The sequence below is a fragment of the Acidovorax sp. Root217 genome (assembly GCF_001428645.1).
GTDB lineage: Bacteria > Pseudomonadota > Gammaproteobacteria > Burkholderiales > Burkholderiaceae_C > Acidovorax.
Genome location: NZ_LMIH01000012.1, coordinates 138,931 through 162,287, shown reverse-complemented (window position 1 = coordinate 162,287; position 23,357 = coordinate 138,931). Strand labels below are relative to the sequence as shown.

The window sequence follows — 23,357 nt, the reverse complement described above, 5'->3', positions numbered from 1 at the left end:
TGCACGCAAGATACTGCACGTCGCAGGATCATGCAAGGCAATCATTTTCCGTGGCAAGCGGCGCACAGACGCCCTGCCCAGCCCGCCTTTCCCCTGAAAGCCCGCCCCATGATGACGCCCGCCACCGCCCCCTCCAGCAAGGATGCCTTCCACGCCCTGCTGGCCGACCTCACCGCGCAGCTCGAAGGCAGGCCGCTCGATGCAGCGCTGGACCAGTGGCTCAACGCAGCCCACGGTGCCGGCAGCCCCACCTATGCGCAGCTGCGCGACGCCTGCCTCACCGGCGTGGCCGAAGGCTGGCTGTGCGAGCGCGAGGGCGGCGGCATCAGGTACGGCCGGGTCTTCAAGGCCGAGGACGCGCTGCACCGCTTCTCGGTGGACTTGGTCGACATGCAGGACCTGGCCGGCCCGCACCACACGCACCCGAACGGCGAGATCGACCTGATCATGCCCATGGCCGACAGTGCCGCCACCTTCGACGGCCGGCCTGCGGGCTGGTGCGTCTACGGCCCCGGCACCGCCCACCGCCCCACCGTGGCCCAGGGCCGCGCGCTGGTGCTCTATCTCTTGCCCGAAGGCCAAATTCAGTTCACGCGCACCTGAAATCCGCACGCCCATCTTCTTCCATATGTCCATGACCGAACTTCTCTCCAACTACGCTGCCGGCCGCTGGCAGGCAGGCACCGGCAACGGCACGCCGCTGTTCGACCCTGTGCTGGGCAACGAGCTGGTGCGCGTGGACGCCACCGGGCTCGACCTGCCCGAGGCCTTTGCCTTTGCCCGCCAGCAAGGCGGGGCGGCCCTGCGCGCCCTGACCTACCGCGAACGCGCGGCGTTGCTGGCCGCCATCGTCAAGGTGCTGCTCGCCAACCGCGATGCGTACTACGAGATCGCCACCGCCAATGCCGGCACGGTGAAGAACGATTCGGGCGTGGACATCGACGGCGCCATCTTCACCCTGGGCCAGTACGCCAAATGGGGCGACGCCCTGGGCGATGCCCGCGCCCTGCGCGACGGCGATGCGGCCCGGCTGGGCAAGGACCCGGCCTTCCAGTCGCAGCACCTGTCGGTGCCCACACAGGGCGTGGCGCTGTTCATCAACGCCTTCAACTTCCCGTCCTGGGGGCTGTGGGAAAAGGCCGCGCCGGCCCTGCTCTCGGGCGTTCCGGTCATCGTCAAGCCCGCCACGGCCACGGCCTGGCTCACCCAGCGCATGGTCAAGGATGTGGTGGATGCAGGGGTGCTTCCGGCAGGCGCACTGTCGGTCATCGCCGGCAGCTCGGCCGGGATGATGGACCAGCTGCGGCCCTTCGACGTGGTGTCGTTCACCGGCTCGGCCGAGACAGCGGGCGTGATCCGCTCGCACCCTGCCGTGGCTCAGCGTTCGGTGCGCGCCAACATCGAGGCCGACAGCCTCAACAGCGCCGTGCTGCTGCCGGGCGAGGCCCCGGGCAGCGAGGCCTTCAACCTGCTGGTGCGTGAGGTGGTTCGCGAGATGACGGTGAAGTCGGGCCAGAAGTGCACCGCCATCCGCCGCATCCTGGTGCCAGCCGAGGTGTACGACGCTGCAGCCGAGGCCATAGCCGCCAAGCTCGCCGGCATCAGCGTGGGCAACCCGCGCGACGCGGGCGTGCGCATGGGCTCGCTCGTGAGCCGCGCGCAGTTGGCGGCGGTGCGCGAAGGCCTGGCGGCGCTGCAGGCGCAGACCACGGTGCTGCACGACGGGCGCGACCGACCTCTGGTGGATGCCGACCCGGCCGTGGCCGCCTGCATCGGCCCCGTGCTGCTGGGCGCGCGCGATGCCGACGCCGCGCAGCAGGTACACGACGTGGAAGTCTTCGGCCCGGTGGCCACGCTGCTGCCCTACCGCGACAGCGCGCATGCCATTGCGCTGGCGCACCGGGGCCAGGGTTCGCTGGTCACCTCGCTGTACGGCAGCGACGAGGCCGCGCTGGCGCAAACGGCCCTGGCCGTGGCCGCCAGCCATGGCCGCGTGCACGTGATCACGCCCGACGTGGCGCAGACGCACAGCGGCCACGGCAATGTGATGCCCATGTCGCAGCATGGCGGCCCGGGCCGCGCCGGCGGTGGCGCCGAACTGGGCGGCCTGCGCGCGCTCGACTTCTACCACCAGCGCACGGCCGTGCAGGCCAGCCCCAGCGTGCTGGCGGCACTGGGACTCTGACACCACAACCGACGCGACAAGAAAAACCACGCGCACCCGGCCCGAGAGGGCCAAAGGAGACAACACCATGTGCCTGCCCCCACGATTCAACTTTGCCGAGCACCTGTTCGACCTCAACAGGGGCCGTGCTCAGCGCACCGCCTACATCGACGACCGGGGCAGCCTGGCCTATGGCGCGCTAGAAGACCGCGCACGGCGCCTGGCATCGGCCCTCGCCAGCGCCGGTGTCCGGCGCGAGGAGCGCGTGCTGCTGCACATGCTCGACAGCAGCGACTGGCCCGTGGCCTTTCTTGGTTGCCTGTACGCGGGCGTGGTGCCGGTGGCGGTGAACACGCTGCTCACGGCGGACGACTACGCCTACATGCTGGACCACAGCCGCGCGCAGGCCGCCATCGTCTCGGGTGCACTGCTGGGGGTGCTGCAGGACGCCATGGGACGCGCGCCGCACGAGGTGCGCACGCTGCTCGTCTCCCAGCCCACCGGGCCGCTGCCAGAAGGTGCCCGGGACTTCGAGGACACCCTGGCGCAGGCCAAGTCGCTCGCAGCCCCGGTGAACACGGCAGCGGACGACCCGGGCTTCTGGCTCTATTCCTCGGGCTCCACCGGCAAGCCCAAGGGCACGGTGCACACCCACGCCAACCTGTGGTGGACGGCCGAGCTCTACGGCAAGCCCGTGCTCGGCCTGACCGAGGACGACGTGTGCTTCTCTGCCGCCAAGATGTACTTCGCCTACGGCCTGGGCAATGCGCTGACCTTCCCGCTTTCGGTGGGTGCCACCGTGGTGCTGATGGCCGAGCGGCCCACGCCCGACGCCACCTTCCGCCGCTGGACGCAGCACCGGCCCACGGTGTTCTTCGGCGCGCCCACGGGCTTTGCCGGAATGCTGGCCTCGCCCGCGCTGCCAGCGCGCGAGGCGGTGGCGCTGCGCATGTGCTCGTCGGCCGGCGAGGCGCTGCCGGGCGAGATCGCACAGCGCTTCAAGGCGCACTTCGGCTGCGAGATCATCGATGGCATCGGCTCCACCGAGATGCTGCACATCTTCATCTCCAACCGACCGGGCGACGTGCGCTACGGCACCACCGGCAAGCCCGTGGAGGGCTACGAGGTGGAGCTGCGCGGCGAGGACGGCCGCCCCGTGCCCGATGGCGAGGTGGGCGACCTGTACATCCGCGGCCCGAGCGCGGCGCTGATGTACTGGGCCAACCGCGAGAAATCGCGCGAGACCTTTCAGGGCGGCTGGACCAAGAGCGGCGACAAGTACACGCGCGACGCAGACGGCTACTACACCTACGCCGGCCGCAGCGACGACATGCTCAAGGTCAGCGGCATCTACGTCTCGCCCTTCGAGGTCGAGGCCACGCTGATGCAGCACCCCGCCGTGCTCGAATCGGCCGTGATCGGCGTGCAGGACGGGGAGGGCCTGACCAAGACCAAGGCCTACGTGGTGCTCAAGCAGGGCCAGCAGGTGGACGCGCAGGCCCTGCAGGCTTTCGTCAAGGAACGGCTGGCGGCCTACAAGTACCCGCGCTACATCGAGTTCATCGACGAGCTGCCCAAGACCGCCACCGGCAAGATCCAGCGCTTTCGCCTGCGCGAGAAGGAGGCCCGCGCGTGACGCAAGCGAGCACCGCCCAGTTCGCCAGCATCACCTGGCGTGGCCGCACCGTGCAGATCGAGCACCAGTGGATTGGCGTGGAGCGCAGCGCTGCCCCGCTGATCGTCTTTCTGCACGAGGGCCTGGGCTCGGTGGCGATGTGGAAGGACTTCCCCGAGCGCCTGTGCGCCGCGGCCGGCGTGCGCGGCCTGGTGTTCTCGCGCCCGGCCTATGGCCGCTCGACCCCGCGCGAGGCCGATGAGACCTGGGACGTGGACTTCATGCACCGCCAGGCGCACGAGGTGCTGCCCGCCTTCTTCGAGGCGCTGGGAATCACCGAAGCGCCCTGGCTGCTGGGCCACAGCGATGGCGGCTCGATCGCGCTGCTCTACGCAGCGCGCTTCCCCGAAGCCGTGCGCGGCCTGGTGCTGATGGCGCCGCACATCTTCGTGGAGGACGTGACCATCGCCAACATCGAGATCGCCCGGGATGCCTACCGCAGCACCGACCTGCCTGCCAAGCTCGGCCGCTACCACGACGATGCCGACTCGGCCTTCTGGGGCTGGAACCGCATCTGGCTGCACCCGCCCTTTCGGCAATGGAACATCGAGGCCGAGATCGGCACCGTTCGCGCGCCCGTGCTGGCCATCCAGGGCGTGGACGACGAGTACGGTACGCTGGAGCAGATACGCGGCATCGCGCGCCGGGTGCCGGGCACAGAGCTGCTCGAATTGCCCGCGTGCGGACACTCGCCGCACCGCGACCGGCCCGACGCAGTGATCGCCGCAGCCACGGACTTCATCGCGCAGACGAGCAGCTATTCCACGTAGCGCCTGAGTCCCGGCAGGTCGAGCACGGTGATACCGCCATACTCGATCTGCAAAATTCCCGACTCCTGCAGGCGCTTCAAGGCCGCATTGCAGCGCTGGCGCGAGACGCCCGTGAGGTTGGCGATCTCCTCCTGCGAGATCTGCAGGTGCCGGTCCATGCCGGGGTAGAGGAACGGGTGGAACAGGCCGGCCAGCGCGCGGGCCACCTGGCTGTCGGTGTCGAGCAGGTGGTGGGCCGTGAAGTTGCCCAGGAACCAGTGCATGCGCTCGTTGATCTGGCGCAGCAAAAAGTGGTCGAAGCTGCGCTCTGTGGCATGCAACCACGCAAAGGTCTCCACCGGCAGCAGCGCTACGCGGCTGGGGCGCAGGGCGATGATGTCGGCCGTGCGCGGCAGGGCGCGCAGCAGCGTGCCTTCGCCAAACCAGCTGCCGGCCGAGAGGCCGCCCAGCGTCACGGCGCGGCCATCGGGCGAGGTCACGGACCACTTGAGCAACCCCTCGATGGCGCCGTACCAGTGCAGGGGCACATCGCCGCGGCGGCACAGTGCTCCGCCTGCCGGCACATTCACCTCGCGCGCATCGTCGAGCACGCGCTGCTGCGCCGGGGCATCGAGCAGAGGGAACCAGGCCGACGCGGCCAGCAGGCTGGTGGTGGACGGCCGTGTCGCAGGGGGTGACAAAGTGGGGTTCTCCCGGAAGAAGACACTGGCCCCGCGTATACCCTGCCCTCAAATGTCATCGCGATGACTGAGTGGAAAGGTGCCCAAAAAAATAATGCGGAGCACCCCGCAATTCTCCACCAGGACCACGATGAGCAAGCGCAAAGTCATAGTCACCATCGCCCCCACGGGCGGCATGGCCCACAAGTCGCAGAACCCCCACCTGCCCACCCAGCCGGCCGAGATCGCCGATGACGTGGAGCGCTGCTGGAACGCCGGGGCCAGCGTGGTCGCCATCCATGCGCGCCGGCCCGACGACGGCGCCACCTGCAACCCCGATGTCTACCGCGACATCAACAGCCGCATCCGCGCCAAGGGCTGCGATATCGTCCTCAACAACTCCACCGGCGGCGGCGTGCACGGCGACATGGTCAAGCCCCTGCCCGGCGGCCGCTGGGAGATTGCGTGGGAGGAGCGCATCAAGGGCATGGACGCAGGCGCCGAGATGTGCACGCTGGATGCCACCACACTGAACCTGAGCTTCGATGGCCGCGAGATCCTGATGGATACGCCGCTGAGCCGGGGCCGCGAGCTGGCCGCAGGCATGAAGGCACGCGGCATCAAGCCCGAATGGGAGGTGTTCAGCCCCACGCACATCCTGCAGGACACCACCACGCTCATCGAGGAGGGGCACGACGACGAGGGCCCGCACTTCATCAACCTGGTGATGAACGTGCACCGCGCCTTCCAGAACGCCATGCCCTACTCGCCGCGCTTTCTGCAGATGATGGTGGACACGCTGCCGAAGAACAGCCTGTTCTGCGTGAGCGGCATCGGCCCCTCGCAGCTCGAAGCCAACGTCGCCGCCCTGCTGCTGGGCGGGCATGCGCGCGTGGGGCTGGAGGACAACCTGTACTTTCGCCACGGCGAGCTGGCCACCAACGTGCAGCTCACCGAACGCATCGTGCGCATCATCCGCGAGCTGGACATGGAGCCCGCCACGCCGGCCGAAGCGCGCGAACTGATGGGCCTGCCGCGCGTGGGCGGCCCGCGCCCCGCGTTTGCCCCAACTTGACCGCAGCGATTCCCGCTCCACCATACCCTGACTTTCCCACCCCATCGAGGAGACAGAGATGAGCAACATGATGACGATGACGAACACCCGCCGCCAGTTCCTGGGCCACATGGGCGCCGCAGCCGCGCTGGGCACGCTGTCGCCCCTGGCAGCGCTGGCGCAGACCATCGAGCAGGTCAAGATCTTCTACGGCTTTCCGGCCGGCAGCTCGGGAGACAGCGTAGCCCGCCGCGTGGGCGAAAAGCTCGCGGGCTCGGCCTACACGCGCAATTCGGCGGTGGTGGAAAACAAGCCCGGCGCTGGCGGGCGCATCGCGCTGGAGTCACTCAAGGGTGCCGCCGCCGACGGCAGCGTGCTCACGCTGTCGCCGTTCTCGTGCACCTCGATCTACCCGCACATCTACAGCAAGCTCAGCTACGACCCGGTCAAGGACTTCGTGCCGGTGTCCATCGCGGCCATCATGCACCATGGCCTGGCCGTGGGGCCGCTGGTGCCGGCGTCGGTGAAGAACGTGAAGGACTTCCTGGCCTGGGCCAAGGCCAACCCCGGCCAGGCCAACTACGGCTCGCCCGCCGCAGGCTCCACGCCGCACTTCATCGGCGCGCTGCTGGGCCTGAACAACGGCGTGGACTTGAAGCACGTGCCCTACCGCGGCTCCATCCCCGGCGTCACGGACGTGGTGGGCGGGCAGATCGCTTCGATGGTGACCCCGAGCGGCGACTTCATTCCCAACCACAAGGCGGGCAAGCTGCGGCTGATCGCCACCTCGGGCAAGGCACGCTCGCCGTTCTCGCCGGAAGTCGCGACCTTTGCCGAGCAGGGCTTTCCCGAACTGACCACGGAGGAATGGTTCGGCTTCTACGCGCCGGCCAGGACGCCGGCTGCTGCGGTGGCCGCCGCCAATGCCGCCATCAACGCAGCCATCAAGGAAAAGTCGGTCATCGACAGCCTGGCCGTGGTCGGGCTCATCGCCCAGGGCTCCACCGCAGCAGAAATGGCGGCCTCCCAGCATTCCGAGTTCGAACGCTGGGGACCGCTCGTGAAAAAGATCGGCTTCACGGCAGAGTCTTGAGAGGAACGCACCCCATGGATTCAAGCGTAAAGCGCGTTGCTGTGGTCGCCACGGGCGTGATCGGCGCCAGTTGGGCCGCCTATTTCCTGGCGCGCGGGCTGGACGTGGACGCCACCGACCCCTCGCCCGGTGCTGAAGATCGGCTGCGCGAGACCGTGGCCGCGCACTGGCCCACGCTGGAGCGCCAGGGGCTGGCGCCAGGCGCCAGCCTGGCACGCCTGGCCTTCCATGCACGGCTGGAGGACGCGGTGGCCACGGCCGACTTCGTGCAGGAAAGCGGGCCGGAGCGCATCGACTTCAAGGCCGAGCTGTTCCGTCAGATCGATGCCGCTGCACCGGCGCATGCCATCCTGGCGTCGAGTTCATCGGGCCTGTCGGTCACGGACATGCAGCAATCCTGCGCGCGGCCCGAGCGCGTGGTGCTGGGCCACCCGTTCAACCCGCCGCACATGATTCCGCTGGTGGAGGTCGGGGGTGGTGAAAAGACCTCGCCCGAGACCATCGAACGCGCCATGGCCTTCTACACCGCCATCGGCAAGCGCCCCATCCACGTGCGCCGCGAGATCAAGGGCCACATTGCCAACCGGCTGCAGGCCGCGCTGTGGCGCGAAGCCTTCCACCTGGTGAACGAAGGCGTGGCCACGGTCGCCGACATCGACACCGCCATCGCCCAGGGGCCCGGCCTGCGCTGGGCGCTGATGGGCCCGTTCATGAACCTGCACCTCTCGGGCGGCGCAGGCGGCGTGGCCCATGTACTGGACCACCTGGGCGGCCCCATCGAGAGCTGGTGGCAGGACTTGGGCACGCCTGCGATGACCGAGGCCTTGAAGCAGCAGGTGGCGCAGGGCGTGGCCGAGGAGCTGGGCGAGCGCAGCACCGAGGACCTGGCGCGCACGCGCGATGCCCTGCTGCTGGACCTGATCCGGGCCAAGCAGTCGTCTGGCCACCTGGACTGAACACAAGAACGACACCAGAGACAACACGATGCACCCCGATTTCGTCGATGACCCCGCCGAACTGGCACCACCCCGCACCGTGCTCACGCACCTGGCCGACGGCGCCTTCACCCTGCAATCGCCCGAGCCGCTGGGCCCTTACGCGCGCTGCGTGGGCGAGTGGCTGGAGCGCTGGGCACGCGAGACACCCGACGCCCTGGCGCTTGCCGAGCGCGACGACAGCGGCGACGACTGGCGCCGCCTGACCTATGCCCAGTTGCGCCAGGCCGTGGGTGCCGTGGCCCAGTCGCTGCTGGACATGGACCTGCCCGCGGGGCAGCCGGTCGCCATCCTCTCGGACAACGCGGTGGACCATGCCGTGCTGATGCTGGCCACCATGCACATCGGCCGCACGCCCTGCTCGCTGTCGAGCGCGTACGCTCGCTCGCGCGACCCGGAGCGGCTGCATAGCATGCTGGCGGCGCTGGGGCCGTGCGTGGTCTATGCGTCGGATGCCCGCGCCTATGCGCCGGCCCTGGCGGGCTACTCCGGCAACGCCGTGCGGGTCTTCAGCCGCCATGCGCAGGAATGCCCCGGCGCCCTCGATTTTGCGCAGTTGCTCGCTGCACGGGAAACACCGGCCGTGGCGCAGGCCTTCGAGGCGATCGCGCCCGATGACCACGCCAAGTACCTGCTGACCTCGGGCTCCACCGGGCGGCCCAAGGTGGTGATCAACACCCACCGCATGCTCTGCGCCAACCAGCAGATGGTGGCGCAGACCTGGCGCTTTCTCGGCCACGAGAAACCCGTGCTGGTGGACTGGCTGCCCTGGAGCCACACCTTCGGCGGCAACCACAACCTGAACATGGTGCTGTGCCACGGCGGCGCGCTCTACATCGACGAAGGGCGGCCCGCACCCGGCCTGATCGAGAAGACCGTGCGCAACCTGCGCGAGGTGCGGCCCACGCTGCTCTTCAACGTGCCGCGCGGCTTCGACATGCTGCTGCCCTACCTGGAGGCCGACGAGGCCCTGGCTGCCGAGGTGCTCTCGCGCCTGCGCCTGGCCTTCTATGCGGCGGCGGCGCTCGCGCCCTCCACCTGGCAGCGGCTCGAAACCGTGGCCGCGCGCGCCCGGCCCGCGCGGCCGCTGTGGCTCACCACCTCGTGGGGTGCGACCGAGACTTCCCCGGCCATCACCACGGCGCACTGGCGCCTGCAGGGCGCGGGCTGCATCGGCGCGCCGCTGCCCGGTCTCACGCTCAAGATGGTGCCCAATGGCGGCAAGCTGGAGATGCGGGTCAAGGGCGTGTCGGTGTTCCCGGGCTACCGCAATGCGCCGCGCGAGACGGCGGCAGCCTTCGACGACGACGGCTTCTACCGCATCGGCGATGCGGGCTTTCTGGCTGACGCCGAGCGGCCCGAGCGCGGCGTGGTCTTCAACGGCCGCGTGGCCGAGGACTTCAAGCTGTCCACCGGTAGCTGGGTCTCGGTGGGCACGCTGCGCGTGGAACTGGTCTCGCAGCTGGCGCCGCTGGTGCAGGACATCGTGCTCACCGGGCACGACCGCGACGAGGTCGGCATGCTGGTCTTCCCGTCGGCCGCCGGCGCAAGCGACTCCCCACGGCTGGAGCAGGCCCTGCGCGCCGTGATGCAGGCCCGGCGCGATGCGGGCGCAGGCTCGTCGCAATGCCCCACGCGGGCCCTGGTGCTGCGCACGCCGCCCGATGCAGAGGCCTGCGAGATCACCGACAAGGGCTACATCAACCAGGGTGCGGTGCTGGCCCAGCGCGAGGACGACGTGCATGCCCTGCACGCGACGCCGCCGCGTGCGGAGGTGGTCGTCAGCGCATGAGCATCGCCAGCAGCACCACCGCGAGCAGCGCCAGGTAGACCTTGGCGTGCAGCCCATCGGGCAGGCGACCCACGAAGCGCCCGCCCAGGCGAATGCCCAGCCAGGAGCCGGCGACCAGCACGGCGAAGGCCCGCAGGTCCACGAAGCCCGCATGCCAGGCACCCAGCGGGGCGGCCTGCTCCCAGGCCAGCAGCACGTAGGTGGCCGTGCCCGCCAGCGCCACCGGCAGCGACAGCGGGTTGGCCGCCGCCGTGGCCTGCACCATGGGCGCGCCGCGCCGGCGCATGAGCGGCACCGTCATCACGCTGCCGCCCACGCCGAGGAACGACGCCACCGCACCGATGGCCAACCCCAGCAAGGCCGTGACCGGACCCGAGGGCCGTGGCCCGTCCTGCGCCATAGCCACCGCAGCACGCGGCCGGATGAAGCCCGGGCGCAGCAGCCCGTCGAGGATGGTGAGCGCCAGGTAGACGACGAAGGCCCAGCGCACCCAGTCGCTGCGGACCAGGGTGGCCGCAGCCGCCCCCGCCACCGAGCCCGCCGCGATGAAGGCCAGCAGCGGCCGCACCTGCGCCCAATCCACATTGCCCGCCCGGTGGTGGCGCCGCGTGGCCAGTCCCGCGCCGACGATCATCACGCAGGTGGAGGTGGCCACCGCCACCTGCATGGCCGATTGGCCCAGTGGGCTGTCGGCACCATGCATGTGCACCAGCGTGCGGTACAGCACGGGCACGACGACGAAGCCGCCACCGAAGCCGAAGAGCACGGTGGTGACTCCGGCCAGGGTGCCAAACACGGCCAGGACAAGGTAGAACTCCATGCGCGCATTCCATTGCAAAAAACACCATGCCAGCTTAGGCTGCGGTGGCCTGGCCGGCTTTCGCCGGCAGGTCAATAATGTTTGCGTTTCAGCCAAAGTACCCGGAGCATGCGCAACACGCCCCTGCACACCGTCGATGCCGTGGACCGCCCGGTCCTGGCCATCGCCACCGACTACCCCGCAGGCACCCTGCTCGACACGCACAGCCACCGGCGTGCGCAGTTCCTCTACGGCGCCACGGGCATCATGGAAGTCGGCACGGACGATGGCGCCTGGGTCGTGCCGACCAGCAGCGGCGTGTGGATACCGGCGGGCAAGCCGCACCGCGTGCGCATGGTGGGCGTGAGCACCTGCAGCCTCTACATCGAGCCGCGGGCCGTTCCCCGAGCCACCTCGCAATGCGAGGTGCTGCAGGTCTCGCCGCTGCTGCGCCAGCTGCTGCTGGATTCGGCCGAGTTGCCGGCGCAGTATGAATTGAGCGGGCGCGATGGCGCCCTGGCGCAGCTGATGCTGCATGAGTTGCAGCGCGCACCGACCCTGCCCTTCTTCGCTCCCATGCCGCGCGAGCCTGCGCTGGCGGCACTGTGCGCAGCCTTTCTGCACAACCCGCAGGTCCACGCAATGCCCGATGCCTGGGCGCGGCAGTTGCACAAGAGCGAGCGCAGCTTCACGCGCTTCTTTCGCCTGCAGACCGGCATGTCGTTCGGCGCGTGGCGCCAGCAGGCCTGCCTGCTGGCGGCGCTGTCGCGCCTGTCGCGCGGCGATGCCGTGACCGCCGTCGCGCTGGACCTCGGTTATGAAAGCCCCGGCGCCTTTTCCACCATGTTCCGCAAGCGACTGGGGCGCCCGCCATCGGAGTTCCTGCCCGCTTGAAGGCGTGCAGCGGGGCGCTGCAGCCGTTGTAAAAATCACGCTATCCAAAGGCCGCTGAGGTTCTGCGGTCTTGTCCTATAGCGCTTGTGCGCGCAGTGCTTCTAAAATCGCGCACCTCCCCGCACATGCAGGGGGGCACCTTGCAACTTTGAAACGAAGAACAAACATCATGGCAACTGCAAAGAAAACCACCGCTGTCGCGAAGGCAGCACCCGCAGCGAAGAAGGCTGCAGCACCCGTGGCCAAGAAGGTCGCAGCACCTGTCGCCAAGAAGGCAGCGCCCGCTGCCAAGAAGGCCGCAGCCCCCGCAGCGAAGAAGGCTGCACCCGCCGCCGCAGCAACGCCTGCAGCGCTCAAGCCCATCAAGGCCGCCTTCAACAAGACGACCCTGGTGGCCCACCTGGCCGAGCAATCGGGCGTGGAACCCAAGGCCACCAAGGCCGTGCTGGCAGCGCTCGAAGCCGCCATCCTGGGCTCCGTGCACAAGAAGGGCTCCGGCGAATTCACGCTGCCTGGCGTGCTGAAGATCGGCCTGCAGCAAGTGCCCGCCAAGAAGAAGCGCTTCGGCAAGGACCCTTTCACCGGTGCCGAGCGCTGGTTCCCCGCCAAGCCCGCTGCCGTGAAGATCAAGACCCGCGCGCTCAAGAAGCTCAAGGACGCAACGGCCTGATCGGCCCTTCCTGGAGCAGTCTTTCCAGGTTTCGGATCGGAAGCCCAGGCGATGCAGATGCAGCGCCTGGGCTTTTTTCATTTCACTTTCCCGCCTCTTTCGATCACGCCTGGCGCTGCTGCCAGAGCACGTCCAGCACATGCTGCGTGGCCTTCTCCATCGCGCCGGCGCGGTGCGCCAGGCCCAGGGGCCGCCACAGCGCCGGGCGCAGGGCCAGCATGCGGATGCGCGGGTCGGGCAGCGTGGCAACCGCAGCCTCGTGCGGCAGCAGCGTGGCGCCATAGCCGGCGGCCACCAGGCTCTTGATCGCATCGTTGTAGTTGAGCTCTATGCGTGCCCTGGGCTGCTCGCCGGCCAACGCGAACCACTCGCCGGTCAGGCGCGAGAGGCTGGTGCCCTCGTCGTTGAGGATCAGCGGCTGGCCCGCCAGCCAGTGCGGCGTGGCCCGCGTGGGCGCCGGCCATTGCGCCGGCACGAAGGCCATGACCGGGTCGCGCCGCCAGGGCTCCACCTGCACGCCGGGAACCGGCGGCTGGGGCAGCGCCACCAGGCCCACATCGAGCGTGCCGCCGGCCAGGCGGGCCATGGTGTCGTGCGATGTCAGCACCGCCACCTGCACGTCGATGTCCGGGTGCTGCTGGCCCAGCACCTCCAGCGCCTGCGGCAGCAGGTGGGCGATGGCGCCGGTGGAGGCCCCCAGCCGCACGCGGCCGGCCAGGCCCTGCACCTGGCGCTGCACCATGGCCAGGGTGTCATCGGCATCGGCCAGCAGGCGCCGGGCACGCTCGACCAGGGCCTCGCCCACGCCGGTAGCGCGCACCTCGCCGCGCTTGCGCAGCAGCAGCGGCGCGCCCACCTGCGCCTCCAGGTCGGCCATGTGCAGGCTCACCGTGGGCGCCGCCAGGTGCAGCACGCGCGCGGCTTCGGCAAACGATCCCAGGTCGGCGATGGTGACGAGGGTGCGCAATCGGTCGAGGTTCAGTTCACGCATGTCGTTCAGAAATCCTGATGCTGATGGTTGTGAAATTCAACTTTTCAAATTCTACGCAGCGGCTGAAGATCACGCATCCCCCATTTGGCACACACCAGGAGCACCCCGCATGAGCAACACCACACCGCTTGTCTTCATCGATGGCGACCAGGGCACCACCGGCCTGCAGATCCATGAGCGCCTGCAGGGCCGCACCGACCTCCGCTTGCTGACCCTGCCCGAGCAGGACCGCAAGGACCCGGCGCGCCGCGCCGAGGCCATCAACGCCTGCGACATTGCCGTGCTGTGCCTGCCCGACGGGCCCGCGCGCGAAGCGGCCGCTTCCGTCACCAACCCGGCTGTGCGCGTGATCGACGCGAGCTCGGCCCACCGCACCGATGCCGGCTGGGTCTACGGCTTTCCCGAGATGGATGCCGGCCAGGCCGAACGCATCGCCAGTGCAACACGCGTGACCAACCCCGGCTGCTACCCCACGGGTGCCATCGCGCTGCTTCGGCCGCTGGTGCAGGCCGGCCTGGTGCCTGCCGACCACCCCCTGGCGATCCACGCCGTGTCGGGCTACTCCGGCGGTGGGCGGGCGCGCGTGCAGGAGCACGAGGCCCCGGGCGCGCAGGCGCCGGCTTTCCAGGTCTATGGCCTGCGCCTGGCGCACAAGCACACGCCAGAAATCGAACGGTATGCGGGCCTGTCGGCGCGGCCCTTCTTTCTGCCGGCCTATGGCGCCTTCCGCCAGGGTATCGTGCTGACCATCCCCCTGCATCTGCGCAGCTTGCCCGCAGGCACTACCGCCGAGAAGATCCACCACGCCCTGGCGCAGCACTATGCCGGCCAGCGCCATGTGGAGGTGACGGGGCTGGCCGAGGCCGAATCCACCGAGCACCTGGACCCCGAGGCGCTGAACGGCAGCAACCAGCTGCGCCTGTCCATGTTTGCCAACCCGCAGCACGGGCAGGTGCTGCTTGCCGCCGTGTTCGACAACCTGGGCAAGGGAGCCTCGGGCGCGGCCGTGCAGAACCTGGACCTGATGCTGGAACGCATGGCCCAGGGTTGACTACTGTTCAGCTGCGCTAATCAATCCCTCAGAAATCATTGATTGTGTGGCGCCCGATAGCCGGGCAGACTCGCGCGCCTCATCCACTACCAGAGGCAGCATCCATGAAGGTTTGCATCATCGGCGCAGGCGCCATCGGCGGATTCATCGGCACCCGGCTGGCAGCGGCCGGCGGTGCCCAGGTGAGTGCCGTGGCGCGCGGCGCCACGCTGGCCGCGCTCAAGGACCACGGCTGGCGCCTGCAGACCGCAGACGGGCTGGTGCAGGCGCCAGCGCACGCCACGGACCGGCCGACCGACCTGGGCGTGCAGGACCTGGTGGTCATCGCCGTCAAGGGCCCGGCGCTGGCCAGCGTGGCACAGGGCATTGCGCCGCTGCTGGGACCTGAGACGCTGGTGCTGCCGGCCATGAACGGCGTGCCCTGGTGGTTCTGCCAGGGCGTGGCGGGCTGGGGCGGCGAACCGCTGGCCAGCGTGGACCCCGGCGGCGGCATTGCCAGCGCCATTCCCCTGCACAATGTGGTGGGCTGCGTCGTGCACGCCGCCACCTCCACACCCGGGCCCGGGCTGGTGCAGCACAAGATGGGCCGGGGCCTGGTCATCGGCGAGCCCGCAGGCGGGCGCAGCGAGCGCGTGCAGCGCGTGGCCGACCTGCTGAACCACGCAGGCTTCGAGGCCACGCACTCGGCCGACGTGCGCTACGACATCTGGTACAAGCTGTGGGGCAACATGACCATGAACCCGGTCTCGGCCATCACCGGTGCCACGGTAGACCGCCTGCTCGACGACGACCTGGTGCGCGGCTTCTGCACGGCTGCCATGCAGGAGGCCGGCCGCATCGGCGCACGCATCGGCTGCCCGATTGCGCAAAGCCCCGAAGAGCGCCATGCGCTCACGCGCAAGCTCGGCGCCTTCAAGACCTCGATGCTGCAGGACGTGGAGGCCGGCCGTGCACTGGAGATCGACGCCATCATCGCGGTGGTGCAGGAGATCGGCCAGCGGGTGGCCGAACCCTCGCCGAATATCGATGCCCTGCTGGGCCTGGTGCGCCTCTTCGGCCGGGTGCGCGGCCTCTATCCTGCGGCCTGAGCCTCGTCATGGGCCACCTGGTGCAGGTGTTCCACCAGCATGCGCGCGGCCGGTGAGAGCCGCTTTTCATCGTTGAAGCAGATGGCGAAGCGCCGCTGCGCCCAGTCGTCCGTGAGCGGCAGCACGCGGATGCCCAGGGTCGCAGCCACCGGCTCGGCCACCTCGCGCGGCACCACGGCGATGCCCAGGCCGGCGCGCACGCAGCGCATCGACGCGTCAAAGGTGCTGACCACCGCCCGGTAGTTGATGGGCCGCCCGATGATGGCCGCGGCCCGCGCCAGCATGGTGTGCACAGCCGTCGATGCGGGCAGGCCCACCTGGTCGAAGCCCAGCGTGTCCTCGAACGCGCAGCGTCTGCGCCGGGCCAGTGGGTGCGACAGCGGGGCGACGATGGCCAGGTGGTCACGCCGGTAGCTGCGCGTCTGCAGGCCTGCCAGGTCCGCCGCATCCCAGCACACGCCCACGGGCACCGCCCCTTCGCGCAGGCCGCGCACCAGTTCGCTGCTGACCGCTTCCTCGATGTCGATGCGGATGTCGCGGTGCGCGGGCACCTGCAGGAAAGAGGCAATGTCGTCGGGCAAAAACTCCGCGATCGACGACACCGTGGCCAGGATGCGCACCTGCCCCGTGATGCCGTTGCCGTAAGCCGCCATGTCGCGCCCCACGCGGTCGGCGGCTGCCAGCATGGCCCGGGCATGCTCCAGCAGGATCTCGCCGGCCCCCGTGGGCACCACGCCGCGGCGGCGCCGCTCGATCAGCGTATTGCCCACGGTCTGCTCCAGCAGCGCCAGGCGCTTGCTGATGGCCGAGGGCACGATGTGGTGCAGCTGGGCAGCGCGGGCGATGTTGCGCGCCTCGCAGACGGCCACGAAAAGCCGCAGGGTGGTCAGATCCAGATCGCGCATGGGATGGGTTGCTCCTGCCGTTCCCAACGGGAACGCTATTGCTTCCAGAATACCGCTTTATCAATGCATCGGGAATGCCTACAGTTCCATCCGAGAGCCCACATTGCAGTGCGCCCCACCCTGGAGACACCCATGCCCCCCACGAGCGAGCGCCTGCCGCGCACTGCCGTCATCCGCGAAGTCGGCCTGCGCGATGGCTTGCAGAGCATTGCCACCATCCTGCCCACCGAGCACAAGCGCGCATGGATACGCGCTGCCCACGCAGCCGGCCAGCGCGAGATCGAGGTGGGCTCGTTCGTGCCCGCCCGGCTGCTGCCGCAGCTGGCCGACACGGCCGAGCTGCTGGCCTTCGCCAAGACCCTGCCGGGGCTGTTCGCCTCGGTGCTGGTGCCCAACCTGCGCGGTGCTGAAAGCGCCATCGCGGGCGGTGCCGACCTGATGATCGTGCCGCTGTCGGCCAGCCATGCCCACAGCCTGGCCAACCTGCGCAAGACGCCCGACGAGGTGGTGGCCGAGGTGGCGCGCATCCGCGCTGCACGCGACGCCGCCGGCGGCCGCACCCTGATCGAAGGCGGCGTGGGCACGGCCTTCGGCTGCACGCTGCAAGGCCATGTCGCCAAGAGCGAGGTGCTGCGCCTGATGCAGGCCCTGCTCGACGCCGGTGCCGACCGCGTGAGCCTGGCCGACACCGTGGGCTATGCCGACCCGGCCATGGTGCGCGACCTGTTCGAGGACGCCGTGCGCCTGGCGGGCGACCGATTCTGGTGCGGGCACTTCCACGACACGCGCGGCCTGGGCCTGGCCAACGTGGCTGCGGCGCTGGAGGTGGGCGTGGCCCGCTTCGACGCCTGCCTGGCTGGCATCGGCGGCTGCCCGCACGCGCCGGGCGCCAGCGGCAACGTATCGACCGAAGACCTGGCCTACATGCTCGGCAGCATGGGCATTGCCACCGGCATCGATATTGCCGCGCTGTTGGCGCTGCGCGGCCAGGTGGCGCAATGGCTGGCCGGCGAGACGCTGCACGGCACCCTGTGGCGCGCGGGCCTGCCCAAGACCTTTCCCCACCAGGCGGCCGTTGCCGCCTGAATTGCACCGCCCCAAGGAACCCGCCATGAGCCCCACCCCAGAACCGCGCCTGCCCCTCACGGGCATCCGCGTCCTCGAATTCACCCACATGGTCATGGGTCCCACCTGCGGCATGGTGCTGGCCGACCTGGGCGCCGAGGTCATCAAGGTCGAGCCGCCCGGTGGCGACAAGACGCGCGAGCTGCCGGGCCTGGGGATCGGCTTTTTCCGCTCGTTCAACCGCAACAAGAAGAGTGTGGTGATCGACATCGGCACCGAAGACGGCCGTGCCACTGCAGCCGAGCTGGCGGGCGAGTGCGATGTGGTGCTGGAGAATTTCCGCCCCGGGCTGATGGCCGGCTTTGGGCTGGACTACGAGACGCTGTCCCAGCGTTTTCCGCGCCTGATCTACGTGACGCACAAGGGCTTCATGCCCGGCCCCTACGAAAACCGGCTGGCGCTGGACGAGGTGGTGCAGATGATGGGCGGGCTGTCGTACATGACCGGCCCCGTGGGCCGGCCGCTGCGCGCGGGTACCTCGGTCAACGACATCATGGGCGGCATGTTCGGCGCCATCGGCGTGCTGGCCGCGCTGCGCGAGCGTGAGTTCACCGGCCGGGGCCAGGAGATCCAGAGCGCACTGTTCGAGAACTGCGTGTTCCTGTCGTCCCAGCACATGCAGCAGTTCGCCATGACCGGCGAGGCGCCGCCGCCCATGCCCTCGCGCGTGTCGGCCTGGAGCGTGTACGACGTGTTCACGCTGGCCGATGGGGAGCAGCTCTTCATCGGCGCTGTCAGCGACAAGCAGTTCCTCACGCTGTGCCGCGTGATCGAGGCGCCCGAACTCGCGGCCGACCCAGCCCTGGCCACCAACACCCTGCGCGTGGGCGTGCGCCCGGCCCTGCTGGAGAAGCTCGGCGCCATCCTGCAGCACCACCGCGTGCAGGACCTCGCACCCCGGCTGGAGGCGGCCGGCATACCCTATGCACCCATCGTGCGGCCCGACCAGTTGATGGACGACCCGCACCTCAAGGCCAGCGGCGGCCTGGTGCCCATGCAGACCGACGACGGCGGCACCACCGACGTGGTGCTGCTGCCCCTGCGCATGGACGGGCGCCGCCCTGGCGTGCGCCGCCCGCTGCCCAAGGTGGGCGAGCACACCGAGGAAATCCTCGCCGGCCTGCCCAGCCGCGTGCCGGCCTGACCCCCTTTTTCGCAAACCGACAAGAACCAAAGGAGACAAGCACCATGCAAGCCACCGCCATTTCCTTCCAGCCCCACCGCCGCGCCGCCCTCTGGCTGGCCGGCCTGGCCCTGTGCGGCGCCGCCGCCACCACCGTGCGCGCCAACGACAAGCCCATCCGCATGGTGCTGCCCGTGGGCGCCGGCTCTGGGGTGGACACCATCATGCGCGCGGCCGCCCCGCAGTTGATCAAGGCGCTGGGCGGCCAGAGCGTGGTGATCGAGAACCTGCCCGGCGCAGGCGGCATCACCGGCGCCTCGGTCATCGTGCGTGCGCCGGCCGACGGGCTCACGCTGGGCGTGGTGTCGAACAACCATGTGGTCAACCCCAGCGTGTTCAAGAAGATGCCGTTCGATGCCATCGGCGACATCACGCCGATCACGGTGGTGGGTGCCACGCCCTTCGTGCTGGTGGTCAACCCCAAGATTCCGGCGAAGAACGCCAAGGAGCTGCAGGCCCTGCTCAAGGCCAAGCCCGATGGCTACAACTACGCCTCCTCGGGCAACGGCACCATCATCCACCTGGCGGGCGCCATGTTCATGGAGGCAGCGGGCGTAGACGTGCGCCACATCCCCTACAAGGGCGTGGGCCCCATGGTCACCGACATGGTGAGCGGCCAGGTCGAGATCGGCGTGGTGGCGCTGCCCGCCGTGCAGGGCCAGCTCAAGAGCGGCGCCCTGCGCGCCATCGGCATCATGGGCACGCAGCGCGTGGCCTCGTTGCCCGACCTGCCGACCATTGCCGAGCAGGGCTTCCCGGACGTGGACGTGGCCGGCTGGTTCGCCGTGGTCGGCCCGGCCAAGCTGCCGCCTGCCGAGGTCAAGCGCCTGCATGCCGCCGTGGTGGCGGCCTTCGCCATGCCGGAAACCAAAGAAGCCATGGCCAAGCAGGAGAACATCATCAACCCCATGACACCCGAAGCCTCGCTGCAGTTCTTCAAGACCGAGCAGGAGCGCTATGCCCGGCTGGTGAAAAAGGCGGGCGTGACGGTCGAGTGAGTTCGCCGAGCGCCGGGCATTGACCCGCCCGCCAGGGCCGGTATGCCGGGCACGCAGGAAACCTGCGCGCGACCCGCTCCACAATGGCCTGCGAGGCGCCTCCATCGGGGATGGCGCAGCCCCACCTTGCCCACCCTGCACGCCACACACCATGAGCACCCCCCACCAGTCCGGCTTTGGAAATGAATTCGCCACCGAGGCGCTTGCAGGCGCCCTGCCCGTGGGCCGCAACTCGCCCCAGCGCTGCCCCTACGGCCTGTATGCCGAGCAGTTGAGCGGCACTGCCTTCACGGCGCTGCGTGCGGACAACCGCCGCTCCTGGCTGTACCGCATCCGCCCGTCGGCCATGCACACGCCGTTCGAGCGCATCGATGACGGCCGCATCGTGAGCGCGTTCGATGCAGTGCCCACGCCCCCCAACCAGCTGCGCTGGAGCCCGCTGCCCATGCCCACGGAGCCCACCGACTTCGTGCAGGGCATCGTCACCATGGCCGGCAACGGCGACCCGCACGCCCAGAACGGCGCGGCCATGCACCTGTACGCGGCCAACCGGTCGATGCAGCGGCGTGTGTTCTACAACGCCGATGGCGAAATGCTCATCGTGCCGCAGCAAGGCCGCCAGCGCTTCGTGACGGAGCTGGGCGTGATCGACGCCGAGCCGCAGGAGATCGTGGTGATACCGCGCGGCGTGCGCTTTCGCGTGGAACTGCCGGACGGCGAGGCGCGCGGCTACATCTGCGAGAACTATGGCGCCAACTTTCGCCTGCCCGACCTGGGCCCTATCGGATCCAACGGCCTGGCCAACCCGCGCGACTTCCTCACGCCGCATGCGGCCTACGAGGACATCGACGCGCCGCACGAACTGGTGGCCAAGTTCATGGGCCACCTGTGGTCGGCGAAGATGGAGCATTCGCCCATCGACGTGGTGGCCTGGCATGGCAACTACGCGCCGTACAAGTACGACCTGAGGCGCTTCAACGCCATCGGATCGATCAGCTACGACCACCCGGACCCTTCGATCTTCCTGGTGCTGCACAGCGCCTCGGACACGCCGGGCGTGAGCAACATCGACTTCGTGGTCTTCCCGCCGCGCACGCTGGTGATGCAGGACACCTTCCGTCCGCCCTGGTTCCACCGCAACATCGCCAGCGAGTTCATGGGCCTGGTGCACGGCGTCTACGACGCCAAGGCCGAGGGCTTTCTGCCCGGCGGCGCCAGCCTGCACAACAGCATGACGGGCCACGGCCCCGATGCGGAGACCTTCGAGAAGGCCAGCAACGCCGATCTTTCGGTGCCGCACGCCATCAAGGACACCATGGCCTTCATGTTCGAGACCCGCTGCGTGCAGCGCCCGACCGCGCAGGCGCTGCAGTCGGCGCAGCTGCAGGACGACTACTACCGCTGCTGGCAGGGCCTGCGCAAGCATTTCGATGCCAGCAAGCCCTGACGCCGCCAACACCCTGGACAGCGGCACGCTGCAGGCCTGGTCCACGCGGGTGCTTATGGGCTTCGGGGTGGCCGAGGAGCCTGCCGCCCTCACCGCCGGTCTGCTGCTGCGCACCAGCCTGCGCGGCATCGATACCCATGGCATTGCGCGCATGCCGGGCTATGTGGACAAGCTCGCAAGCGGCGAGGTGAATGCCCGCGCCGTGCCCCGCATCGATGCCGATGCCGCCAGTTGGCTGCGCTGCGATGGCGACGGCGGCCTGGGCCAGGTGGTGGCCAGCTTCGCGCTGGAGCAGGCCATGGCCCTGGCGCGCCACCAGCCCCTGGTGGCCTGCCACATCCGGGCCACCGGCCACCTGGCAGCGCTGGCGGTGTATGTGGCGGCTGCGGCGGAGCAGGGGTTCTTCGCCTTTCTGTGCCAGCGCACGCCGCCGGTCATGGCCCTGCCGGGCGCCAGCGGACCGGTGATCGGCAACAACCCCCTGGCCTTTGCCCTGCCGCTGGCGGGCTGCGCGCCCCTGGTGTTCGACATGGCCAACAGTGTGGTGGCGCGCGGCAACGTGGCCCAGGCCGTGCGCGAGGGCCAGGACACTGTACCGCCCGAATGGGCGCTCGGCCCCGACGGGCAACCCACCACCGATCCGGTACTGGCGCTGCAGGGCGCCATGCAGCCCATCGCCGGCCACAAGGGCCTGGGGCTGGCCATGCTGGTCGAGTGCCTGGCGGCGAGCATGGGCGGCATCGCCTCGCCACCGGACGCTGCCGCCGGTACGGCGGGTTCTGCAGCCAACGCCAGCGCCTTTGCGCTGGTGATCAACCCAGCATTGACAATCGGGCGCGAGGCCTTTGATGCCAGCGTGCGGGCCTGGATGGAGACCTATATTGCGGCCGGCGGCCCTGACGCCCGCTACCCAGGGCAACGCCAGGCCGAGTGCGAGCGACAACGCAGCCGCGATGGCGTGCCCCTACCCGCCGGCCTGCTGGCCGAGCTACGCACGCTGGGCGAGCGCACAGGCTGCCCTCTTCCCGCTTGAGGCTTACCCCTGCAGACGGGCCTGCTGGCGGAATTGGCGCGGCGTGAGCCCGGCCTCCTGCCGGAAGCGGCGGCTGAAATACGCTTCGTCGTGGAAGCCGCTCTGGTGCGCGATCTCGCGGATCAGCGTATCGGAGCCGGCCAGCAGCTCGCGCGCATGTTCCAGGCGCCGCTCGGTGAGCAGCTCGGTGAAGGTGCGCCCGGTCTGCTTCTTGAGCAGGTGCGCCAGGTAGTTGGGTGACAGCGCCACGGCCGTGGCCGTGTCGGTGAGCGCAATGTCCTCGTGCGAATGCGCGCGCAGGTGGCGCAGCGCGCGCTGCAGGGCGTCGTGCTGCACGCCGCCTCGCCGGTGGTGGCGCGCGGCCTGCGCATGCAGCTCGCTGGAAAAGCGCGCGCAGGCCAGGCCCAGCAACTGCAGCAGGATGCCGCGGATGCTGGCCGCCGAGCCCAGCGTACGCGGCTGGTTGTACGCCACCAGGGCATCGAGCCAATGGCGAATCTGCGCGAAATCCTCGGGCCCGAAGGCGAAGTCCAGGGACTCCTGGAACAGGAAGGGTGCCAGCTCCGGGTGCTGCGCCATGCCCACGTCCTCCAGGTCCAGGGCGGGCACGTCGAGCTCGGGCCAGAGGAAGCGCTGGTCGAAGTTGATGATGGCGTAGCGCGCGCCTGCAGGGTGAGGCACCACGTGCATGCGGTAGGGCAGCACAAAGCTCAGCGTGCCCGCGCCAAAGGGCCGCGTGGCCGTGCCCACCACCTGCCGATCGCCCCCTTCGAGGCTCACCTGGATCTGGAAATACTCGTGCCGGTGCGGGCGGCTGAGCACGTCGCGCGCCCCCTGGAAGCGGATGTCGAAATCCAGGTGCTCGGCGCGCTCCTGCATTCCGTACAGGCGTGCATGGGCGTTCGGTCGGGACGGGGCGGGCATGCGCAAATGGTATCCGCTCGCGCAGTGGTGGCCCTGTCCGGTTTGGG

The 23,357-nt window shown here is 69.5% G+C and carries 22 protein-coding genes; 17 read left to right on the top strand and 5 right to left on the bottom strand.

The window, feature by feature from the left end; genetic code table 11:
* Nucleotides 1-108 precede the first annotated feature (108 nt).
* The 4 genes from ASE31_RS10905 (at nt 109) to ASE31_RS10890 (ending at nt 4,609) form a co-directional block, all read left to right on the top strand.
* Complete coding sequence (locus tag ASE31_RS10905; protein ID WP_057201673.1) at nt 109-603, top strand: DUF4863 family protein; 495 nt, start codon at nt 109-111, stop codon at nt 601-603.
* Between the two features lie 31 nt (nt 604-634).
* Nucleotides 635-2,185, top strand: a complete 1,551-nt coding sequence (locus tag ASE31_RS10900; protein ID WP_057201672.1) for a 3,4-dehydroadipyl-CoA semialdehyde dehydrogenase — start codon at nt 635-637, stop codon at nt 2,183-2,185.
* 67 nt (nt 2,186-2,252) lie between these two features.
* The gene (locus ASE31_RS10895; RefSeq protein WP_057201671.1) at nt 2,253-3,800 is read left to right on the top strand and encodes a benzoate-CoA ligase family protein; all 1,548 of its coding nucleotides are present in this window, start codon (nt 2,253-2,255) and stop codon (nt 3,798-3,800) included.
* Nucleotides 3,797-4,609, top strand: a complete 813-nt coding sequence (locus ASE31_RS10890; protein ID WP_057201670.1) for an alpha/beta fold hydrolase — start codon at nt 3,797-3,799, stop codon at nt 4,607-4,609. The genes ASE31_RS10895 and ASE31_RS10890 overlap by 4 nt, the downstream gene beginning before the upstream one ends.
* On the opposite strand, the gene ASE31_RS10885 is transcribed toward ASE31_RS10890, so the two are convergent.
* The gene (locus ASE31_RS10885; RefSeq protein ID WP_057201669.1) at nt 4,597-5,289 is read right to left on the bottom strand and encodes a Crp/Fnr family transcriptional regulator; all 693 of its coding nucleotides are present in this window, start codon (nt 5,287-5,289) and stop codon (nt 4,597-4,599) included. The genes ASE31_RS10890 and ASE31_RS10885 overlap by 13 nt on opposite strands.
* Nucleotides 5,290-5,419: 130 nt before the next feature.
* On the opposite strand from ASE31_RS10885, the gene ASE31_RS10880 reads away from it, so the two are divergent.
* From ASE31_RS10880 to ASE31_RS10865, 4 genes are all read left to right on the top strand, one after another.
* Nucleotides 5,420-6,343 (top strand): 3-keto-5-aminohexanoate cleavage protein, encoded by a 924-nt coding sequence (locus ASE31_RS10880; RefSeq protein ID WP_057201668.1) that lies wholly within the window; start codon nt 5,420-5,422, stop codon nt 6,341-6,343.
* Nucleotides 6,344-6,419: 76 nt separating this feature from the next.
* A complete protein-coding gene (locus tag ASE31_RS10875; RefSeq protein ID WP_057202456.1) occupies nt 6,420-7,415 on the top strand; it encodes a Bug family tripartite tricarboxylate transporter substrate binding protein in 996 nt (331 codons plus the stop codon).
* Between the two features lie 14 nt (nt 7,416-7,429).
* Nucleotides 7,430-8,371, top strand: a complete 942-nt coding sequence (locus ASE31_RS10870; protein ID WP_057201667.1) for a 3-hydroxyacyl-CoA dehydrogenase NAD-binding domain-containing protein — start codon at nt 7,430-7,432, stop codon at nt 8,369-8,371.
* Nucleotides 8,372-8,399: 28 nt separating this feature from the next.
* Nucleotides 8,400-10,202, top strand: coding sequence for a feruloyl-CoA synthase (locus ASE31_RS10865; RefSeq protein WP_057201666.1), 1,803 nt, complete (start codon nt 8,400-8,402; stop codon nt 10,200-10,202).
* Here the strand turns inward: ASE31_RS10865 and ASE31_RS10860 are convergent.
* On the bottom strand, nt 10,192-11,022 hold the full coding sequence (locus tag ASE31_RS10860) for a sulfite exporter TauE/SafE family protein (RefSeq protein ID WP_057201665.1): 831 nt from the start codon (nt 11,020-11,022) through the stop codon (nt 10,192-10,194). The two genes, ASE31_RS10865 and ASE31_RS10860, sit on opposite strands and share 11 nt — an antisense overlap.
* 108 nt (nt 11,023-11,130) lie before the next feature.
* Between ASE31_RS10860 and ASE31_RS10855 the strand changes: the two genes are divergently transcribed.
* On the top strand, nt 11,131-11,895 hold the full coding sequence (locus ASE31_RS10855) for a helix-turn-helix transcriptional regulator (protein ID WP_057201664.1): 765 nt from the start codon (nt 11,131-11,133) through the stop codon (nt 11,893-11,895).
* 169 nt (nt 11,896-12,064) lie between these two features.
* A complete protein-coding gene (locus ASE31_RS10850) occupies nt 12,065-12,565 on the top strand; it encodes an HU family DNA-binding protein (protein WP_057201663.1) in 501 nt (166 codons plus the stop codon).
* A gap of 103 nt (nt 12,566-12,668) precedes the next feature.
* Here ASE31_RS10850 and ASE31_RS10845 read toward each other — a convergent pair whose 3' ends face one another.
* On the bottom strand, nt 12,669-13,556 hold the full coding sequence (locus tag ASE31_RS10845) for a LysR family transcriptional regulator (RefSeq protein ID WP_057201662.1): 888 nt from the start codon (nt 13,554-13,556) through the stop codon (nt 12,669-12,671).
* A 109-nt stretch (nt 13,557-13,665) separates the two neighbouring features.
* On the opposite strand from ASE31_RS10845, the gene argC reads away from it, so the two are divergent.
* Nucleotides 13,666-14,607 (top strand): N-acetyl-gamma-glutamyl-phosphate reductase, encoded by a 942-nt coding sequence (gene argC / locus ASE31_RS10840; RefSeq protein ID WP_057201661.1) that lies wholly within the window; start codon nt 13,666-13,668, stop codon nt 14,605-14,607.
* A 104-nt stretch (nt 14,608-14,711) separates the two neighbouring features.
* Complete coding sequence (locus tag ASE31_RS10835) at nt 14,712-15,695, top strand: 2-dehydropantoate 2-reductase (RefSeq protein ID WP_057201660.1); 984 nt, start codon at nt 14,712-14,714, stop codon at nt 15,693-15,695.
* On the opposite strand, the gene ASE31_RS10830 is transcribed toward ASE31_RS10835, so the two are convergent.
* Nucleotides 15,680-16,600, bottom strand: coding sequence for a LysR substrate-binding domain-containing protein (locus ASE31_RS10830; RefSeq protein ID WP_057201659.1), 921 nt, complete (start codon nt 16,598-16,600; stop codon nt 15,680-15,682). The two genes, ASE31_RS10835 and ASE31_RS10830, sit on opposite strands and share 16 nt — an antisense overlap.
* Nucleotides 16,601-16,732: 132 nt before the next feature.
* Between ASE31_RS10830 and ASE31_RS10825 the strand changes: the two genes are divergently transcribed.
* The 5 genes from ASE31_RS10825 to ASE31_RS10805 all read left to right on the top strand — a co-directional run bounded on the left by ASE31_RS10825 (nt 16,733) and on the right by ASE31_RS10805 (nt 22,386).
* Nucleotides 16,733-17,686, top strand: a complete 954-nt coding sequence (locus ASE31_RS10825; protein WP_057201658.1) for a hydroxymethylglutaryl-CoA lyase — start codon at nt 16,733-16,735, stop codon at nt 17,684-17,686.
* A gap of 25 nt (nt 17,687-17,711) precedes the next feature.
* Complete coding sequence (locus ASE31_RS10820) at nt 17,712-18,869, top strand: CaiB/BaiF CoA-transferase family protein (RefSeq protein ID WP_057201657.1); 1,158 nt, start codon at nt 17,712-17,714, stop codon at nt 18,867-18,869.
* Between the two features lie 44 nt (nt 18,870-18,913).
* Nucleotides 18,914-19,906 carry a tripartite tricarboxylate transporter substrate binding protein gene (locus ASE31_RS10815; protein ID WP_057201656.1) on the top strand — a complete coding sequence of 331 codons (993 nt, stop codon included), beginning with the start codon at nt 18,914-18,916 and terminating at the stop codon, nt 19,904-19,906.
* Between the two features lie 151 nt (nt 19,907-20,057).
* Nucleotides 20,058-21,353: a homogentisate 1,2-dioxygenase gene (hmgA, locus tag ASE31_RS10810; protein WP_057201655.1), complete on the top strand. Its 1,296-nt coding sequence runs from the start codon at nt 20,058-20,060 to the stop codon at nt 21,351-21,353.
* On the top strand, nt 21,337-22,386 hold the full coding sequence (locus ASE31_RS10805) for an Ldh family oxidoreductase (RefSeq protein WP_057201654.1): 1,050 nt from the start codon (nt 21,337-21,339) through the stop codon (nt 22,384-22,386). The genes hmgA and ASE31_RS10805 overlap by 17 nt, the downstream gene beginning before the upstream one ends.
* 3 nt (nt 22,387-22,389) lie before the next feature.
* On the opposite strand, the gene ASE31_RS10800 is transcribed toward ASE31_RS10805, so the two are convergent.
* On the bottom strand, nt 22,390-23,310 hold the full coding sequence (locus tag ASE31_RS10800; protein WP_057201653.1) for an AraC family transcriptional regulator: 921 nt from the start codon (nt 23,308-23,310) through the stop codon (nt 22,390-22,392).
* Nucleotides 23,311-23,357 lie beyond the last annotated feature (47 nt).